Genomic DNA, 16815 nt, shown 5'->3' with positions numbered 1-16815 from the left:
TTTATAATATGAAGCGGATTCTGATTCTGGTTTTCGTAATAACCCTGGCAACGGCAAGCCTTTCGGCACAATGCCCTATGCCGGTAGGAGGCAAACAGGTTAATCTGGGAATCGGTCTTTCCGGATGGGGACTTCCGGTTTATGCCGGTTTTGATGTGGGCGTACACAGAGATATAACTGTTGGCCTGGAAGGTTCTTTCCGGTCATATGTCGAACGCATTAATCATGTGAACTATACTAATTCCATTATTGGAATCGCCGGAAATGGCAATTACCATTTTAATACCCTTCTTGACATTCCCAGCCAGTGGGATTTTTATGCCGGTCTGACCCTTGGTTTCTATATATGGTCCTCTCCTGCGGATTATCCGGGTACCCATGCCACAGGAGTTGGTCTGGGCGGCCAGATCGGTGGAAGATATTTCCTTAATAAAAATTTCGGGCTGAATCTGGAACTGGGCGGAGGAAGTACAACAGCCGGAGGCAAATTCGGCATAACCCTTATTCTGTAATACCTTTTTCTTCTTCATATTCCCCTTTCCCCACCGGGAAGAGGGGAATTTTCTTTTTAACGCAGAGATCCATCAAGGCCCATAGTATAAGGCTCACACCCAGCATTTCTCCTCCTTCCTCCAGAATCGTTTGAACAAACTGGCCGTTGCTCTTATAAGGAAATAAATTGGCCAGTTCATCCATAACCGTGGCAGAGCCTGTGAAAATGACCACCCCTGCCAGGCTTCTCCACAAAAGATGCATGTTCCCCCTGAACAAATCCCGTAAAGACCAGAACAGGTAAACCAGGAAACCGAACAATATGGGCCCCAGAATAAATCCCCATATGCCGGAATACCACCATCGCGAACCGGCCCTCACATCGTTCGGCATAATGGCATAACCAATCGTCTCGTGCACCATAATGATCTCATCGGCCGACAGGAAAAGAAAACCTGCCGCCAGAAGAAAAAGTGCCCAGAATTTCCGGCTGCTGATGTTTCCGAATGTGAAAGCCAGCCCGAATAAATACCAGCTGACAACAAACAGCTGAAGGGATGAAAACCACGACTGGATGGTATTTTCATCCTCAATACATAACAGCTTGTGCAGGTACCCTTCCGGATTCCCATAGAAGAAACCGAAAACATATCCGGTCACCAGAAGGCATTCAATTGCAACAAGAGAGATAAAAAAATACCGGTTTGTTTTTATCTTCACGGTTGAAATGTTGAGTTTGTTTTTTCGAAAAATTCAGATCAATTTAACAAAAGATTTTCATTAATTTCATATGAGTCCTCTTGAAAAACAATTATGGGAGAAAATACAAGAAGGGGACCTGCATGCTTTCCGGATTCTTTTTGATACCTATTACCCTTTGCTTCTCAGCTATGCATATGGCATTCTGCTCGTAAAGGAAGATGCCGAAGAAGTGGCCATGGACCTGTTCAGCGATCTTTGGAATCACCGTACCACCATACAGATTGACTTCTCCCTGAAATCATACCTTGTCAAAAGCATCCATAACAGGTGCCTAAACCTGCTCAGGCAACAAAAAACCAGAGGAAGCAAAGTGAACCTCGATCTGTATGACCTGGTTCAGACGGAGCTGACTGACAAAGGAAATTCCATAGTGGAAAATCTTGAAGGTAAAGAAATGGAAAAAGAAATCCTTCATGCCGTTGACAGCCTTCCTTCGCAGTGCCGTGAAGTATTTTACCTGAGCCGGTTTAAACAGATGAAGATTAAGGAAATTGCCGCCTACCTTAAAATTTCAGAAAGCACTGTGAAAACACAGCTTGCCAGGGCACTGGAAAAGCTTTCCGCACGCATAAAGAGGCATGAGTAATTTTCTCAAAAGTTTTTTTAGTTGATTGTAGACTTTCAGGAACCGTTTATTGTCTTATTATATGCTGAGAAGAACCATGGAAAACAACGAAAATGATATTGAAAGAATCAAGGAACTGATAGGAGGATATCTCGCAGGTTCTCTTTCAGATGAAGAAGAAAATGTTCTCCTTATTTCTGTCAGAAACAATGCGGAATACCGCCGGCTGTTTGCAGAAGCTCAGCAGGCATGGCAGGTGGCGGCGTTGGCTCAGCCTCCCGATCCCGGAATTCTGGAATCTCAATGGGACAAACTGAAAAACCGAATCCAACCATCCGCCCGTAACATTTCCTCTCTGGTGCGTTCTCTTTCAGGAAGCAAACGCACAATCCGGATATTGCTCACCGGCGCCGCTGCTGTAATTGTTCTTTTGATCGGCTCTGTCTTCCTCTTCCTGTCAAAACACAGTGAGATGATGCCAAAAGATCAACCTTTGCATTTTACTGTAAATGTGCCAAATGGTACCCGTTCGGAAATAACACTGACCGACGGTACCAGGGTATGGCTCAATGCAGGAAGCATTCTGGAATATGCCCCCGACTATAATCTGAATTCCCGTGAGGTAAAATTATGCGGTGAAGCGTTTTTTCAGGTGGTTACCAATAAAAATAAACCTTTTATTGTAAAAACTTCCGGAATCAGTATTACAGCCTTCGGAACATCATTTAACGTGAAAGCATATCCTGACGATCGAACAATTACGGCTACCCTGGTGGAAGGAAAAATTAAAGTGGAAGGAACAAAACCGGATAAAAAGAAGTTTGCCTACATTCTGGCACCCAATCAAAATGTTGTAATTGAAAAAGATCCTTTGCCCGTTCAAAGGGAAGAAAAACCCGGTAACGAAAAAGACGATGCAGCAAACCAGCAAAAACTGATTCCTCCGGTTTACAAAAGCATCCGCCTGAATGAACAAATCAACCCGCTTCCCTATATTTCATGGAAAGACAAACGATGGGTCATTGAAAAAGAATCGCTGAATGACCTTATTGTCAGTCTGGAAAGAAGATATAATGTTAAAATTTCGTTTGATGCGCAGGAGCTCAGAAATTTTACTTTTACCGGCATCATTCAGAATGAAACCTTTGAACAGGTGCTGAAAATTCTCCAGCTGACTGCACCCATAAAATACGACCTTGCACCGGGAGAAGCACGGATTTATGCCGACCAAGAGCGTCTAACCCACTTCCGCACTTTGATGAGCAATAGCCAAAATACCCAATAAACCTGTTTTTATGTCTAACCTAAAACTAACCACCCCATGACAAAAGCACCCTAAAAACAGAACCGACACCTCGCAAGGCGAAATGCCGGTTCATAATGGCCTTAATGTCGGCATACCGGGCAGGGTATGCCATCCATTAATGTTTAACCAATTCATTTACAAAAGTATGAAAATAAAAGATTCATTCCCGGGTTCTTATCCGGGTATTCTGAACAAAATATTTCTAATCATGAGGATTTCAATGTTACTGATCTGCGTGTTCACGTTTAACGTAACAGCTACCAGTGTTTTTTCCCAGGGAAGTAAGTTTACGTTTGATGCGCACAATAAAACAGTCAGGGATGTCCTGAAACAAATTGAATCCCAAAGCGACATCCGTTTCTTTTACAACGACGGATTCCTTGACCTTAATAAAAAAGTGGAAATGAATGTCGATGATATGAGTGTGGGTGACATTCTGAATAACCTGACAGCAGGTACGAACCTCATGTACAGGGTGCTTGAAAACAACCTGATTGTTATTGCTCCCCGCGAAAGCACGCAGCAGAATGTGATCACAGGGAAAGTCACTGACGCTTCCAGCGGAGAACCCCTCCCGGGAGTAAACATTGTCATTAAAGGGACCACCATTGGCACTACATCCGATATCAACGGAAAATTTACCATTTCTGTGCCCAATCAGGATGCAGTACTGGTGTTCTCCTTCGTCGGCTATGTAACGGCAGAGATACCGGTTGCCGGCAAAAACACTCTGGAGGTGGCTCTGGAACAGGAAGTACAAAAACTCGATGAAGTTGTGGTAGTGGGTTACGGTACCACAAAAAGGGTCACTCTTACCGGTTCTGTCAGCTCGGTGCAGGGAGATGAACTCAAGCAGTCTCCTTCTACCAACTTCAGCAACACATTGATTGGCAGGGTTCCCGGGCTTGTAGCCATAACCCAGAGCGGGGAACCGGGCTATGACGGAGCTGTTATCCGCATCCGGGGCGCCAATACATTGGGAAACAATGACCCGTTAATTGTAATCGACGGTATCCCTCACCGTAATATGGAACGCCTTGATCCGGCCGATATTGAAAGCTTTACGGTTCTGAAAGATGCTTCAGCCGCCATTTATGGTACCCAGGCCGCCAATGGTGTAATTCTGATCACAACCAAAAGAGGTCAGACAGGAAAACCCAGAATAACCATCAATGTCAACGGTGGTTTCAACCAGCCTACCCGCATCCCTGATATGGCCGACGCTGCTACCTATGCAACCATGCTGAACGAAATCGCTTATTACAAATCTCCGGCCAACGGTCGGTTCCAGGTTTACACACAGGACGATATTGACCTGTTCCGTAATGGCAAGGACCCGTGGGGACATCCGAATACCGACTGGTTTCACACCGTTTTTAAACCCTGGTCAAACCAGAATTATGAAAACGTTTCTATTTCAGGCGGTACCGAAAGCATGAAATATTTTATCTCGCTTGGCAACAAGTTTGAAGACGGCTATTACCATCATAGCGCAACCTACTATTCCCAGCAGGATTTCCGAAGCAATATCGACGGAAAAATCTCCCAGAATATTGACGTATCGTTCGATGTATCAGGCCGGCAGGAAAACCGGAATTTCCCAACCCGCAGTGCAGGAGCCATTTTCCGTATGCTGATGCGCGGAAAACCCCAGATGCCTGCCTTCTGGCCAAACGGTATGCCGGGCCCCGATATCGAGTATGGCGATAATCCGGCTGTTACATCCACCGATGCTACCGGATATGACCGCGATAAACGGTACATCCTCGAAAGCAACCTGAGAATGAATGTCAGGATACCCTGGGTAAAAGGCCTTTCTGTCCAGGGAAATGCCTCCTTCGATAAAGCTTTCCGGTATCAGAAGCGCTTTGAAACACCCTGGTATCTTTATTCATGGGATGGAAAAACGTATGACGCAAATGGTGTTCCTGTTCTCATCAAAGGGAAAAGAGGTCTGGATGCTCCTCAGTTGACACAGCAGGCAGAAGATGGGCAGCAGATTACCTATAACCTGTTTGCTACCTATGAATTCTCTTCAGGAGACAACCATTTTAAGGTGATGGCCGGTACCGAAAGCCAGAAAGGAATATTCAACTGGTTCAATGCTTTCCGCAAGAATTATGTTACCAGCCTGATTGACCAGTTATTTGCCGGTGCCACCGACCAGTATATGTCAAACAACGGATCTGCTTCCCAAAGTGCCCACAGAAGCTACTTCGGCCGTGTAAATTATGACTATGCCCAGAAATATTTGGCTGAATTTGTTCTCCGTTACGACGGCTCCTACATGTTCGAAAAACAATACGGTCTTTTCCCGGGAATATCTCTTGGATGGCGCATCAGCGAAGAAAACTTCTGGAAAGATTATATCAGTTTCTTTGACGATTTCAAACTCCGGGCTTCATGGGGTCAGACAGGAAACGACCGCATTTATTATGACGGCGCTCTTCAGGAATACAAATACCTGGCACTATATGAATTCATTGCTAACCGCAGTTATGTGTTCGGCGTGAGCAACGACAACAAGCTTCTGTACGAAAGAGCCGTTCCAAACCCCAATGTTACCTGGGAAGTGGCCAATCAGTCCAACATCGGATTCAATGCAACCTTCCTGGACACCCATATGACACTGGAAGCCGATTATTTCTATAACCTCCGCACCAATATTCTCTGGAGACGAAATGCTTCGGTTCCGTCAACGGCAGGAATGTCTCTTCCTCCTGAAAACATAGGGAAAGTTTCCAATAAGGGGTTTGAATTCATTCTGGGTTACAGAGGTTCTGCCGGTGATTTCCGTTATACCCTTTCATTGAACGGAAGTTATGCCAAGAACAAAATTGTCTTCTGGGATGAAACACCGGGGATTCCCGAATACCAGAAATCTACCGGCCGCCCGATGGGTTCTTCCTTATATTATGAAGCTATTGGCGTATTCAAAGACCAGGCAGCTGTTGATGCCTATCCGCACTGGGCAGGTGCACGACCCGGTGACATTATTTTCAAGGACGTCAATGACGACGGAGTTATAGACGGTCTTGACCGCGTAATGAATGAAAAAAGCAGCCTGCCAAGGTTTGTCGGAGGTTTTTCTGCCAGCCTGGGATATAAAAACTGGGATTTGTCCATGCTGATCCAGGGTGCAGCCGGCGCCGTGGTTTATATTAACCCTGAGTCCGGTGAAATTGGCAACTTCTATGAAGAATATGCCAAAAACCGCTGGACCCCCGAACATCAAAGTATAACCTATCCCCGCGCATGGAACCGCGATAACGAATACTGGAGAAGCCAGGCTAATACCTTCTGGCTCAGGCCAACCGATTATATCCGGTTGAAAAACCTCGAAATCGGATATACTCTTCCTGCAAAAATCAATACCAGATTTGGTATACAGTCCCTGCGCATCTATGCCAATGGATTCAATCTGCTGACACTTGACAAAGTGAAACTGATCGACCCGGAAGTAACCGCCGGAACATCCTATCCGCTCCAGAGGATAGTTAATCTTGGACTGACATTAACCTTTTAAGCACGAGAACTATGAAAAAGCTAATTCACATAACGATACTGATCGCATTTGTCAGCGTCATGGTATCCTGCCAGAAAGACTTTCTCAGTCTGAAACCACTGTCTGATTATTCAGATGCCGACGTCTGGAAAGACCCTGCCCTGATAGAAACCTTCGTCAATACAATGTACCGGAATGCTCTGGGTTTCCCATTTTCCATTGAACGGCTTTCCGACTACGTTGATGAATCAAACTTTACTCCCGACTGGGGTGTAACCGATTTCAACAAAAGCCTTATTACCGCCGACGGGTTGATGGGATGGGAAGTTGACTGGGCAACACCTCATACCCTGCATTACCGCTGGGCTCCGCTTTATGCAAATGTCAGGGCCTGCAATATTTTCTTTTCCAAAATTAAGGACGCCCCTTTCGACGATGAAAGCTTCCGTCAGCGGCTTATGGGCGAAGTCTATTTCCTGAGAGGTTATACATACCATTATCTGGTTGCCCTTTATGGCGGAGTTCCGATTATCACAGAACCTTACAGCCTTAACGATAATTTTGAAGTTGCCCGCAATACATACGAAGAGTGTATCAATTTTATCGTTAGTCAGTTTGACTCAGCCGCCATGTATCTGCCCCTTTCATATCCATCAGCTCAGGCAGGCCGGGCAACCAAAGGCGCGGCCCTTGCGATGAAAGCAAGAACCCTCCTGTATGCAGCCAGCGATCTGCATGCCAACATGTCATCCTATGCTTCCGGGTACGCACATCCTGAGCTCCTCGGATATCCTTCAGGTGACCGCCAGGCACGCTGGACAGCAGCAAGAAATGCCGCCAAGGCTGTAATGGATCTCGGCATTTACGGATTGTATAAAGAAGACCCCAATCCCGGCGATTCCATTGCAAAAACCATCTCTGATTACTTCATTTCCTATGGATATGAAAATGAAGACATCCTCCTGCAGTATTTCACGCCAAAAACTGACGAAGACTGGGATGGATATAACCCTGCCCTCTATTGCGGCCCGAACGGATACCATAACTGGGGAAATAACTGCCCTCTGGGTGAACTGGTTGACGACTATGAAATGAAAGACGGATCAAAATTCGACTGGAATGATCCGGCTATGAAAGCTGATCCCTATGCCAACCGCGAAGCCCGCTTCTATGCAACTGTCCTTTACGAAGGAGCCAAATGGAGAAAACGTCCAACCGATGTTCAGGTTATTGACCCCTGGGACAGAATTCAAGTAGGCCATGTTTACAATCCTTCCGGTGATATGATTGTCCCGGGTGTTGATACACGGGAAGGGCCTATCGAAAACTGGAACGGAAGTTATACCCATTATTACACCCGGAAATTTGTCAATCCCGAAATTGACCCGCAATATGTTAAACAGGATGTTCCGTTCCGTCATATCCGTTATGCCGAGGTGTTGCTGAACTATGCCGAAGCCTGCATTGAAACCGGTATGGAAGATGAAGCCCGCTACTATATTAATCTGATAAGGAAAAGAGCCGGCCAGCCTCCCATTACGGAAACAGGTGCAGCTTTGCGTGAGCGTTACCGCCATGAACGCCGTATCGAACTCGCTTACGAAGATCACCGTTTCTGGGACGTACGCCGCTGGCTCATTGGTCCTCAGGCATACCATCAAACCCACGGAATTGATGTAAGGTATGTTACCGATCAGAATCCTACCAACTACAGAAAACCTGACGGAACTACCTGGAGTGCACCCGTTTATACTCCGATTGAAACTCCGGGTGATGCCCGCGCCTGGGACAATAAAGCTTACTTCTTCCCCATTATGCGCGACGAACTGAATAAGAATACAGCCCTTGTGCAGAATCCGGGCTATAATTGATATTTGTTCTGCACTTAATTTGTCGTATATAAGTTGGCTGGCTGTCACACCAGCCAACTTTTTTTCCGTATATATCAAAACACAAAGTTTCGGGATATCCTCTGACTTTTTTCTGTCTCAGCCATTTCCCTCTTTTTACTTTTTCTCATTACCTTTAGCCGCATGAAATGGAAATTTTCGTTTGCACTTTTCATTTTCCTGTTTTCCTGTTCGGACAACAGCAACAAACACCTTATTCCCGACCGTGATATGGTTAAAATTCTTACCGAAATCCATAAGGCGGATGCCATGGTGAACCTTCCCATGATCCGAAGCAGGTTCGGTTCGGTTGATTCCATTACCTATTCAGACTATATCCTCAAAAAATACCATTATTCAAGAGAATTGTTCGATTCCACCCTGGCTGAACTGTCCGGTAATCCTGAAAAGTTTGAAAAGATTTACGAACGTGTATTGCGAAACCTGAGCCAGGAAGAAGGCAGGCTGAACCAGGAAGAAGAAAAGGCTATGCTTCCGGATGAAGGAACAGACCTCTGGGACCGTAAAAGAAACTGGTCATTCCCGGCTGACGGTTCCCGTGAAATGATAGAATTTGACCTGCCGGTCAAAGGTCCGGGAACCTATACCCTGTTTTTCCGGGCAAAACTGTACAACGATGACGGTTCAATGAATCCCCGTACTATGGTCTGGTTCTGGTACGACAACGGAACACCTGCCGGCTTTCGCAGAATGTTTCCTGTCAAACATTTCCTGCGCACCGAAAAATGGGAAAACTACACGATTTCTTCTGATCTCACGGATACACTTTTTACCCGGATACGCGGATATATTATTCATTCCGATCCTCTTCCCGGAGAATGGAGCAAACACTGCGAAATACAGGATATAAAACTCCTTTTCAAACCGGCCGCACCGACAAATAAAAAACAGTAATATGCCCATTCGCCGGATCGGAGCAACGTGGGTTTTCCCGGTTACTTCACCCCCTTTTAAAAACGGGGTAGTAGAAGTGGATGAACAGGGAACCATCCTGTCGGTAGGATCGCTCCCGTCGCAAAAATTCGAGAAAGCTTCCACTGAATTTTATAACGGATTTCTTGTTCCGGGTTTTGTTAATACCCACACCCATCTGGAGTTTTCCTGGTGCCGCAAAATGATATCCATGCACAGCGGTCTTCCCCGTTTCCTGGCAAGAATGGCCACCCTCCCTGTGCTCCCGGAAGAGGAAATTGCATCAGCAATTGACAAAACCATCCTGGAAATGTACCGGGAAGGAGTTTCTGCGGCAGGAAATATTCTTACTACAGAGGCCGGTATACCAAAAAAAAACAATCTCCCACTCCGGCTGTATCATTTTATTGAACTCCTCGACCTGCCCGCTTCCCGTGTAAATGTATGGGAAAAAGGAATGGAGATCTTTTACAGGTTCACAAATTACCCATCAGGTTTTCCGGAGTTTTCTTCCGTGTCGGTTACTCCCCATGCCCCATATACCGTATCAGTAAAACTCTTTTCACTGATAGCTTCCTTTGCCGCTGAAAAAGGTTTCCCTCTGAGCATTCATAACCAGGAAACCGCTTCGGAAAATGAATTCTTCCGCTCAGGGAAAGGAGATCTGGCAAATACACTGAAAAAACTCCATGTACGGACCGAAGAAGGCTTTCTCGGGAAGACAGGTTCCCTCCAGGCCTTTCTTCCCCTGCTGACGGAAGTGACACGTGTTCTGCTGGTTCACAATACCTTTACAAACGCACAGGATATTGATTTTGCCCTGTCATTGCACAAGCAGTTGTTTTGGGTTCTCTGTCCCAATGCCAACCTCTATATTGAAAACAGCCTGCCTCCGGTAGACCTTCTTCGCAAAAAAAACTGTACCATCTGCATCGGGACCGACAGCCCTGCGTCAAACAACCGGATTTCCATGCTGGATGAACTCAAAACCCTCTCGGTATTCTTTCCGGAAATATCCCTGCAGGAACTCCTCACATGGGCCTGTTATAACGGGGCCAGAGCCCTTGGTATGGAATCCCTGCTTGGTTCATTTGAACCGGGTAAAAAACCAGGCATTGTTTTAATGGAAAATTCCGACCACCGGAACCTGCGCATTACCCATCAGACAAAAACCCGGCGGCTGGTTTAACCCCGCAGATGTAAAAAGGATTTATGGATTATATATTCTGGAAACCCTTCTTACAGGGTAGGTAGCAAAAAAACCCATCGCCCCGTTGGTAAGATTTGTTGAAACATTGGCCGGCTGGCCGCTGAAAGGCCCCGATCCCCTGCTCATATCAATTACCTGGTCAATAAAGAAAAAATACTCTTTTGTGATATTGGCAATTTCCAGAGTAATCCTGTCGCCAGGTTTTGGCACTTCATCCTGCTTTCTTGCTACCAGATACTGCACCGGCACACCCATTGAATAAACCCCGTTGAAATATTCATCATCCAGCAAAAATACTTCATTGAGCGTATCCTGAAGCAATGTACCGTTTTTATAAACGCGGAACATATAATAGTCACGCGTTTCAGCAGGATCGGTGGCAAAGAGACGAATTTCCCAAACCTTGGTGTAAAACATCTCCCGTTCAACAATTTGTATGGAATCAGGATATCCCAGGTAATGAACAGGACCGGTGGCTGAATACTCCTCAGCTGTGCCATCTCCGTTTATATCCACATTGGATATGTGCAGTGTATAGGTGTGACCCTGTACCGCGAAAACATCCGGTTCGGTTTTGTACAATCCGGCTGAATCCGGATCTTCTTTCAGCAAATACGTAATGTTTCCGTCAGCAATGGTTACCAGAGCTCCGGAAACCGGCTCCAGAGGTTTATTATAGAAATAATCAGCACTGCGTGAAAGTTTTACTGTATGTGCCATGGTATCCGTGGTAAAATACCCTTCAACCACCAGTCGCGTATAGGTCGAAGGAAGATCAATATTGATCCGTTCCGTACAATACGTCAGCAGAACAATTGCTGCGGCAAATCCCCCGGTTAATTTCACTGTTCTCTTCATAATCAGAATCTGAAGTTATACGTCAAAGCCGGCACAACCGAAAACAGATAAATCTTCTGGGCATAGGTTCCATTGGGAGTTTTATCATCCTCAATAAACTGTATCGCCCAGGTGTTTTTTCTCGCGTAGGCGTTGTAAACCGACAGATTCCATTCCCCCTGCCAGAAGTGTTTGGGATGTTCTTTCCCCTTCAGGGTGACTGATAAATCCAGTCTGTGGTAATCGGGCAGCCGGTAAGAATTTCTCTCCGAATAGATCGGATAAATTATATTGCCAAAGGAAGCCCTTCCTACCGGAAAAGTGGTGGGAGCACCCGTGCCATATATCCAGGAAGACCCGATTGTTATCCTCCGCGAAAGCTCGTAGTTGAGCACAATATACACGGTATGCGGTTTGTCATAAGGCGCCAGGTAGGTTTTTCCGTTATTGATGGCCGGAATGGTACGTTCGGTATGCGAAAATGTATAGCTTATCCAGCCATTCAGCCTTCCTTCCGGTACCTGAACCATCCATTCGGCGCCGTATGCCCGGGATTCCCCAAACCGCAGTTCTCCTTCCAGTTTACGGTTTCCGTATAAAAGGGCATGATCACGGAAATCAATCGTGTTTTGCATCGCCTTATAATATATTTCGAAGGAGGCCTGCACCTTATGTTTCATAAAATCGCGGAAATAGCCCAGCGCCACCTGGTCAGCCACCTGCGGTTTAACGTTGGGCGAAGCTGAAAACCAGAGATCCAGCGGGGTGCCGGCTGCCGAATTGGAGGCCATCTGGTAGTACTGCCGCGTGCGGGAATAACTTGCCTTGAGCGAGGAAACATCGTTCAGCTCATACTTTAAACCGATGCGCGGCTCAAACCCGCTGTAGGTATTGAAAATTTTCCCGGCGTCATACACCACCGAATCAGTGGCATTATACTGATCATCAAAATGGTAAACCACACCTCGTCCCAGATTCTGGAACAAGGAAAAACGAAGACCATATTTGGCCGAGAGGCGCCGGCTAATAGTTTGCTCATTCGACATGTACACCGCATGCTCAAGTGAATATGCGGCCGGGAGCACATAGGTAGGGAAAACATCACCGGAACTCACTCTCCCCGGGTTCAGGATATGATAGGTAGATTGCATCCCAAAGCGCACTGTGTTTTCCGGATTGGGATACCAGATGGCATCCAGTTTGCCTGTAACATCTTCCATGTTATAAGTCCAGAGAAAATTGACCCCTTCGATAAAGCGAAAACCAAGAGCATAGTCGTACCGCGAATACAAAGCCGTTGCATTGGCAAACAAACGCTGGGAGAAAAGATGATTCCATCTCACGGTCACGGTCTTGTTGCCAAATTCCATCGATGCGAAATTGTTTTTAAAATAGTCACGCCCAGCATAGGCCGACAAAAAAATCCGGTTCCTGTCGTTAACTGCAGCATTGGCTTTGGCGGTAAGGTCATAAAAATACAATCTGCTGTCGCGCAATTGTTTGTCAGATGCCAGGGGAGTAAATATGTCAAGATAAGTACGGCGACCGGAAATGATGAACGAGGAGCGGTCCTTCAGAACAGGCCCTTCCAGGGTAAGCCGGCTGGAAACCGAACCTATGCCCCCTGTACCGGAGAATTTCTGGTTATTTCCTTCTTTCATCCGCACGTCGAGAAGCGACGAAAGCCTTCCTCCGGCCGATGCCGGGATGTCTCCCTTGTATAGCTTCACATCCCTGATGGCATCGTTATTGAAAACAGAAAAGAACCCCATCAGATGGGACGCGTTGTAAACCGGAGCGTCATCCAGTAGAATAAGATTCTGGTCATATCCGCCGCCCCGTACACTGAAATTGGTGGTACCTTCACTGGTAGCCGTCACCCCCGGCAGCATCTGAACCACTTTCAGCAAATCTACCTCCCCCATCAGTGCGGGCACATTCCTGATGGTCTTCGTGTCGAGCCTGTTGGAACTCATCTCTAATCGGGCAACATTCGCATTCGGTTTTTCCGCTGTCACAACTACCTCCTCAAGCTCCTTCGGTTCAGGCTGAAGCTGAATATTGACCGTCCTGTCAGCCTGCAAATCAATCGCAATTACCTGCGCTGTATAACCAACATAAGAAAACTCAAACGTATAGCTTCCTGCCGGAAGGCTGAGGGAATAAAAACCAAAAGAATTGGCAATGGTACCGGTTTTCAGCTCTTTTACAAAAACTGTGGCGCCTATTAATGCTTCGCCGTTTAACGCATCCCGTATGTATCCGCTGACAGTAAACCGTTTCAGCAACTCATTGTTTTCCGCCATGCCCGGCAAAGGAAGCACATACATGAACATTAGTGCCAGTTTCCAGAAACGCATAAAAACTTTTTCTATACAACAACAAAATTAGTCACATAGTTTTCGCAAAAGCTATACCAAATTTTGTCAATTTTTTAAAAATGAGTTAAATAATCAATGTACCGCTTAAGAAATCATCCATGAATTTGTCCGTTTGAAATACAAAGTGTACGAAAACGTACAGAATAAAATCTACTGCAAAACCGGCAATTATTTTCGCCTTACATAATTAGCCGGAAGAGAAACCAGAATGGTTCCGGAGATATGATCAATCCTGAGTGCAATAACTGATTTACTGCGGAATTCAACCATTTCGCCCTCGATATCCTTTAGCGGACCGTAGCGTATAACCACTCTCTCTCCCGGCAAAAGGGTTTCATCCGTAACTTCCATCTCGGCCTTTATAGCCAGAAGATCCTTGACCATCTGAATCTGACGGTCAGGAATTACCGCAGCCCTGCCTTCAAATACCACATACCTTACTGCGCCTGCTGTATTTAAGGCTTTATAGTATTCGGCAGGCTGAACATGCACAAAAATGTAAGATCGGAATAAGGGCTCTTCCACCCATTTCTTTCTGTCGCTCCACTGCTTCAGGGTTTTCCGGAGCGGAAGAAACGCTTCAATTCCTTCTTCCTGCAAATATTTCAGAACTTTCTTTTCCCACCGTGGCCGCGTATAAAGAGCATGCCACACCTTGCCGGTCGTATTCATCAGCTTAGCGTTCCTGACTTTTCAGATAATCATTATACGTCATCTGTATCCCCGCGGGGAGATCAATTGTATGATGATATCCCAGGGAATGAAGCTTCGAAACATCCAGCAATTTTCGGGGTGTGCCATCCGGCTTGGAATGATCCCATTGAATTACCCCAGTAAACCCTGTAACGCTTTTTACCATCTCTGCCAGCTCCCTGATTGTCTGATCCACACCGGTACCAATATTGATGTGGGTATTCCTTATTTCTTTATTGTTGTTCCTGGCTTCTGCCAGCTGCCTGAAGGAAACCTTCTGCATAATGAACACACAGGCATCGGCCAGGTCATCGGCATGCATAAACTCACGGAGCGGCGTTCCCGTTCCCCATAGGGTAAGCGTTACGGTGCCATCTGAAGAAGACTTAATTCCATATTTCGCCAGAACTTCCAGTATCTCATCTCCTGAACTTTGTCCTGAAATTCCATTTACAGGACGGGCTGTCAGATCTTTCTTAATTCCATCCCAATCGCCCGTTTCAAGACAATGGGCAAGGTGCATTTTTCTGATCAGTGCAGGCAGTACATGCGAGGTATGAAGATCATAATTGTCGTTGGGGCCATACAGGTTGGTAGGCATTACCGATATAAAATCCGTACCATATTGAAGATTGAATGATTCACAAAGCTTGATGCCTGCAATTTTTGCAATGGCATACGGTTCGTTGGTATATTCCAGTTCACTGGTGAGAAGAGACTCTTCGCTGATTGGCTGGGGTGCAAGTTTCGGGTAAATACAAGATGATCCGAGAAACAACAGTTTTTTCACCCCGTATTTCCAGCTGCAGTGAATAACATTATTCTGAATCTGAAGATTATCGTATAAAAAATCAGCCCTGTAGGTATTGTTGGCAATGATGCCGCCGACTTTTGCCGCGGCAAGAAATACATATTCGGGTTTTTCTTTCCGGAAAAAATCATCCGTGGCCTTCTGGTCTTTCAGGTCAAGTTCCTTATAAGTACGGGTAATCAGATTGCGGTATCCTTCCCTGGCAAGCCGCCTCATGATAGCCGAACCTACCATTCCGGTATGACCGGCAACATAAATTCTGGCGTTCTTCTCCATCGTAACCTGTGTTATAACAATTCCTTACTCAAAATAATTCATGGTGCGGAAGCCCGCATCCTTCAGAAGCTTTTCCTTCTGCATCAATTTGATATCGCCTGCCAGCATGTCTCTTATAAGATCATCAAGGCTGTACCGGGGTTTCCATCCCAGGGTGTTTCTTGCCTTGGAAGCATCGCCGATCAGCAGGTCCACTTCGGTAGGCCTGTAATAACGGGGATCAATCTCAAGGACAACCTGTCCCGGCTTGACCACAGGCTTCACCTGGCATGGATTATCCATGTCAACCGCTGCTACAATGCCCTTCTCATCAACTCCTTTCCCGCTGAATTCAACAGTAACGCCGGCTTCAGCAAAAGTTTTCCTTACGAATTCGCGAACCTCTGTTGTCTGGCCTGTAGCAATCACATAATCATCGGGTACAGAATGCTGCATAATCAGGTACATGGCCTCAACATAATCCTTGGCATGCCCCCAGTCACGGCGGGATGAAAGATTTCCCAGGTAAAACTTGTTCTGAAGCCCCAGTACAATGCGCGCAACAGCACGGGTAATTTTCCTGGTTACAAAGGTCTCACCCCGGATAGGTGATTCATGATTGAACAGAATTCCATTACAGGCAAAAATATTGTATGCCTCACGGTAATTTACGGTAATCCAGTAGGCATAAAGCTTTGCCACTCCATACGGGGAGCGGGGATAGAAGGGCGTTTTTTCTGTTTGAGGAATTTCCTGCACCAAACCATACATTTCGGAGGTTGATGCCTGGTAAAACTTTGTCCTGCCGGCCATCCCCAGAAGCCGGATTGCCTCAAGCAGCCGCAGTGTACCCAGCGCATCCGCATTGGCAGTGTATTCCGGCGTTTCAAAACTTACTTTCACATGGCTCTGCGCCGCCAGATTATATATCTCATCCGGCTGCACTTCCTGTATAATCCTGATCAGATTCGTGCTGTCAGTGAGATCACCGTAATGCAGAATAAAATCCCGTCTTTCATCGTGCGGGTCTTCATAGAGATGGTCAATCCTGTCGGTGTTGAAAAGGGAACTGCGTCGCTTAATGCCATGCACTTTGTATCCCTTTTTCAATAAATATTCTGACAAATAGGCTCCGTCCTGGCCTGTGACTCCTGTTATTAATGCTGTTTTCATCAA

13 protein-coding genes are annotated in these 16815 nt (G+C 46.1%); 7 read left to right on the top strand and 6 right to left on the bottom strand.

Annotated elements, in window-relative coordinates:
• Nucleotides 1-8 precede the first annotated feature (8 nt).
• Complete coding sequence (locus GX419_00480) at nt 9-512, top strand: hypothetical protein (GenBank protein NLI23168.1); 504 nt, start codon at nt 9-11, stop codon at nt 510-512.
• On the opposite strand, the gene GX419_00475 is transcribed toward GX419_00480, so the two are convergent.
• The gene (locus GX419_00475) at nt 502-1212 is read right to left on the bottom strand and encodes a hypothetical protein (protein ID NLI23167.1); all 711 of its coding nucleotides are present in this window, start codon (nt 1210-1212) and stop codon (nt 502-504) included. The two genes, GX419_00480 and GX419_00475, sit on opposite strands and share 11 nt — an antisense overlap.
• A gap of 70 nt (nt 1213-1282) precedes the next feature.
• Here GX419_00475 and GX419_00470 point away from each other — a divergent pair, with 70 nt between their 5' ends.
• From GX419_00470 to GX419_00445, 6 genes are all read left to right on the top strand, one after another.
• Nucleotides 1283-1840, top strand: coding sequence for an RNA polymerase sigma-70 factor (locus tag GX419_00470; protein ID NLI23166.1), 558 nt, complete (start codon nt 1283-1285; stop codon nt 1838-1840).
• A 61-nt stretch (nt 1841-1901) separates the two neighbouring features.
• Nucleotides 1902-3104 carry a FecR family protein gene (locus tag GX419_00465; protein ID NLI23165.1) on the top strand — a complete coding sequence of 401 codons (1203 nt, stop codon included), beginning with the start codon at nt 1902-1904 and terminating at the stop codon, nt 3102-3104.
• A 487-nt stretch (nt 3105-3591) separates the two neighbouring features.
• Nucleotides 3592-6651 carry a TonB-dependent receptor gene (locus GX419_00460; protein NLI23164.1) on the top strand — a complete coding sequence of 1020 codons (3060 nt, stop codon included), beginning with the start codon at nt 3592-3594 and terminating at the stop codon, nt 6649-6651.
• 11 nt (nt 6652-6662) lie between these two features.
• Nucleotides 6663-8501 (top strand): RagB/SusD family nutrient uptake outer membrane protein, encoded by a 1839-nt coding sequence (locus tag GX419_00455; protein ID NLI23163.1) that lies wholly within the window; start codon nt 6663-6665, stop codon nt 8499-8501.
• Between the two features lie 162 nt (nt 8502-8663).
• A complete protein-coding gene (locus GX419_00450; protein ID NLI23162.1) occupies nt 8664-9434 on the top strand; it encodes a DUF4296 domain-containing protein in 771 nt (256 codons plus the stop codon).
• Between the two features lies 1 nt (nt 9435).
• A complete protein-coding gene (locus GX419_00445) occupies nt 9436-10641 on the top strand; it encodes an amidohydrolase family protein (protein NLI23161.1) in 1206 nt (401 codons plus the stop codon).
• A gap of 21 nt (nt 10642-10662) precedes the next feature.
• Here the strand turns inward: GX419_00445 and GX419_00440 are convergent, their stop codons facing one another.
• From GX419_00440 to gmd, 5 genes are all read right to left on the bottom strand, one after another.
• Nucleotides 10663-11520 (bottom strand): DUF4249 domain-containing protein, encoded by an 858-nt coding sequence (locus GX419_00440; protein ID NLI23160.1) that lies wholly within the window; start codon nt 11518-11520, stop codon nt 10663-10665.
• 2 nt (nt 11521-11522) lie between these two features.
• Nucleotides 11523-13859: a TonB-dependent receptor gene (locus GX419_00435; GenBank protein ID NLI23159.1), complete on the bottom strand. Its 2337-nt coding sequence runs from the start codon at nt 13857-13859 to the stop codon at nt 11523-11525.
• A 189-nt stretch (nt 13860-14048) separates the two neighbouring features.
• Nucleotides 14049-14552 (bottom strand): UpxY family transcription antiterminator, encoded by a 504-nt coding sequence (locus GX419_00430; GenBank protein ID NLI23158.1) that lies wholly within the window; start codon nt 14550-14552, stop codon nt 14049-14051.
• A gap of 4 nt (nt 14553-14556) precedes the next feature.
• Complete coding sequence (locus tag GX419_00425; protein ID NLI23157.1) at nt 14557-15660, bottom strand: GDP-L-fucose synthase; 1104 nt, start codon at nt 15658-15660, stop codon at nt 14557-14559.
• Nucleotides 15661-15684: 24 nt separating this feature from the next.
• Nucleotides 15685-16815: a GDP-mannose 4,6-dehydratase gene (gene gmd, locus GX419_00420; protein ID NLI23156.1), complete on the bottom strand. Its 1131-nt coding sequence runs from the start codon at nt 16813-16815 to the stop codon at nt 15685-15687.

Source organism: Bacteroidales bacterium, assembly GCA_012517825.1.
Lineage (GTDB): Bacteria > Bacteroidota > Bacteroidia > Bacteroidales > JAAYUG01 > JAAYUG01.
This window is presented reverse-complemented; position numbering and strand designations above follow the sequence as displayed.

Bases quoted from the DNA above. Each gene is read 5' to 3' on its own strand.
- GX419_00450 (NLI23162.1), top strand. From the start codon at position 8,664: ATGAAATGGAAATTTTCGTTTGCACTTTTCATTTTCCTGTTTTCCTGT.
- GX419_00465 (NLI23165.1), top strand. From the start codon at position 1,902: ATGCTGAGAAGAACCATGGAAAACAACGAAAATGATATTGAAAGAATC.
- GX419_00435 (NLI23159.1), bottom strand. From the start codon at position 13,859: ATGCGTTTCTGGAAACTGGCACTAATGTTCATGTATGTGCTTCCTTTG.
- GX419_00460 (NLI23164.1), top strand. From the start codon at position 3,592: ATGTACAGGGTGCTTGAAAACAACCTGATTGTTATTGCTCCCCGCGAA.
- GX419_00445 (NLI23161.1), top strand. From the start codon at position 9,436: ATGCCCATTCGCCGGATCGGAGCAACGTGGGTTTTCCCGGTTACTTCA.
- GX419_00430 (NLI23158.1), bottom strand. From the start codon at position 14,552: ATGAATACGACCGGCAAGGTGTGGCATGCTCTTTATACGCGGCCACGG.
- GX419_00425 (NLI23157.1), bottom strand. From the start codon at position 15,660: ATGGAGAAGAACGCCAGAATTTATGTTGCCGGTCATACCGGAATGGTA.
- GX419_00470 (NLI23166.1), top strand. From the start codon at position 1,283: ATGAGTCCTCTTGAAAAACAATTATGGGAGAAAATACAAGAAGGGGAC.
- GX419_00480 (NLI23168.1), top strand. From the start codon at position 9: ATGAAGCGGATTCTGATTCTGGTTTTCGTAATAACCCTGGCAACGGCA.
- GX419_00440 (NLI23160.1), bottom strand. From the start codon at position 11,520: ATGAAGAGAACAGTGAAATTAACCGGGGGATTTGCCGCAGCAATTGTT.
- GX419_00455 (NLI23163.1), top strand. From the start codon at position 6,663: ATGAAAAAGCTAATTCACATAACGATACTGATCGCATTTGTCAGCGTC.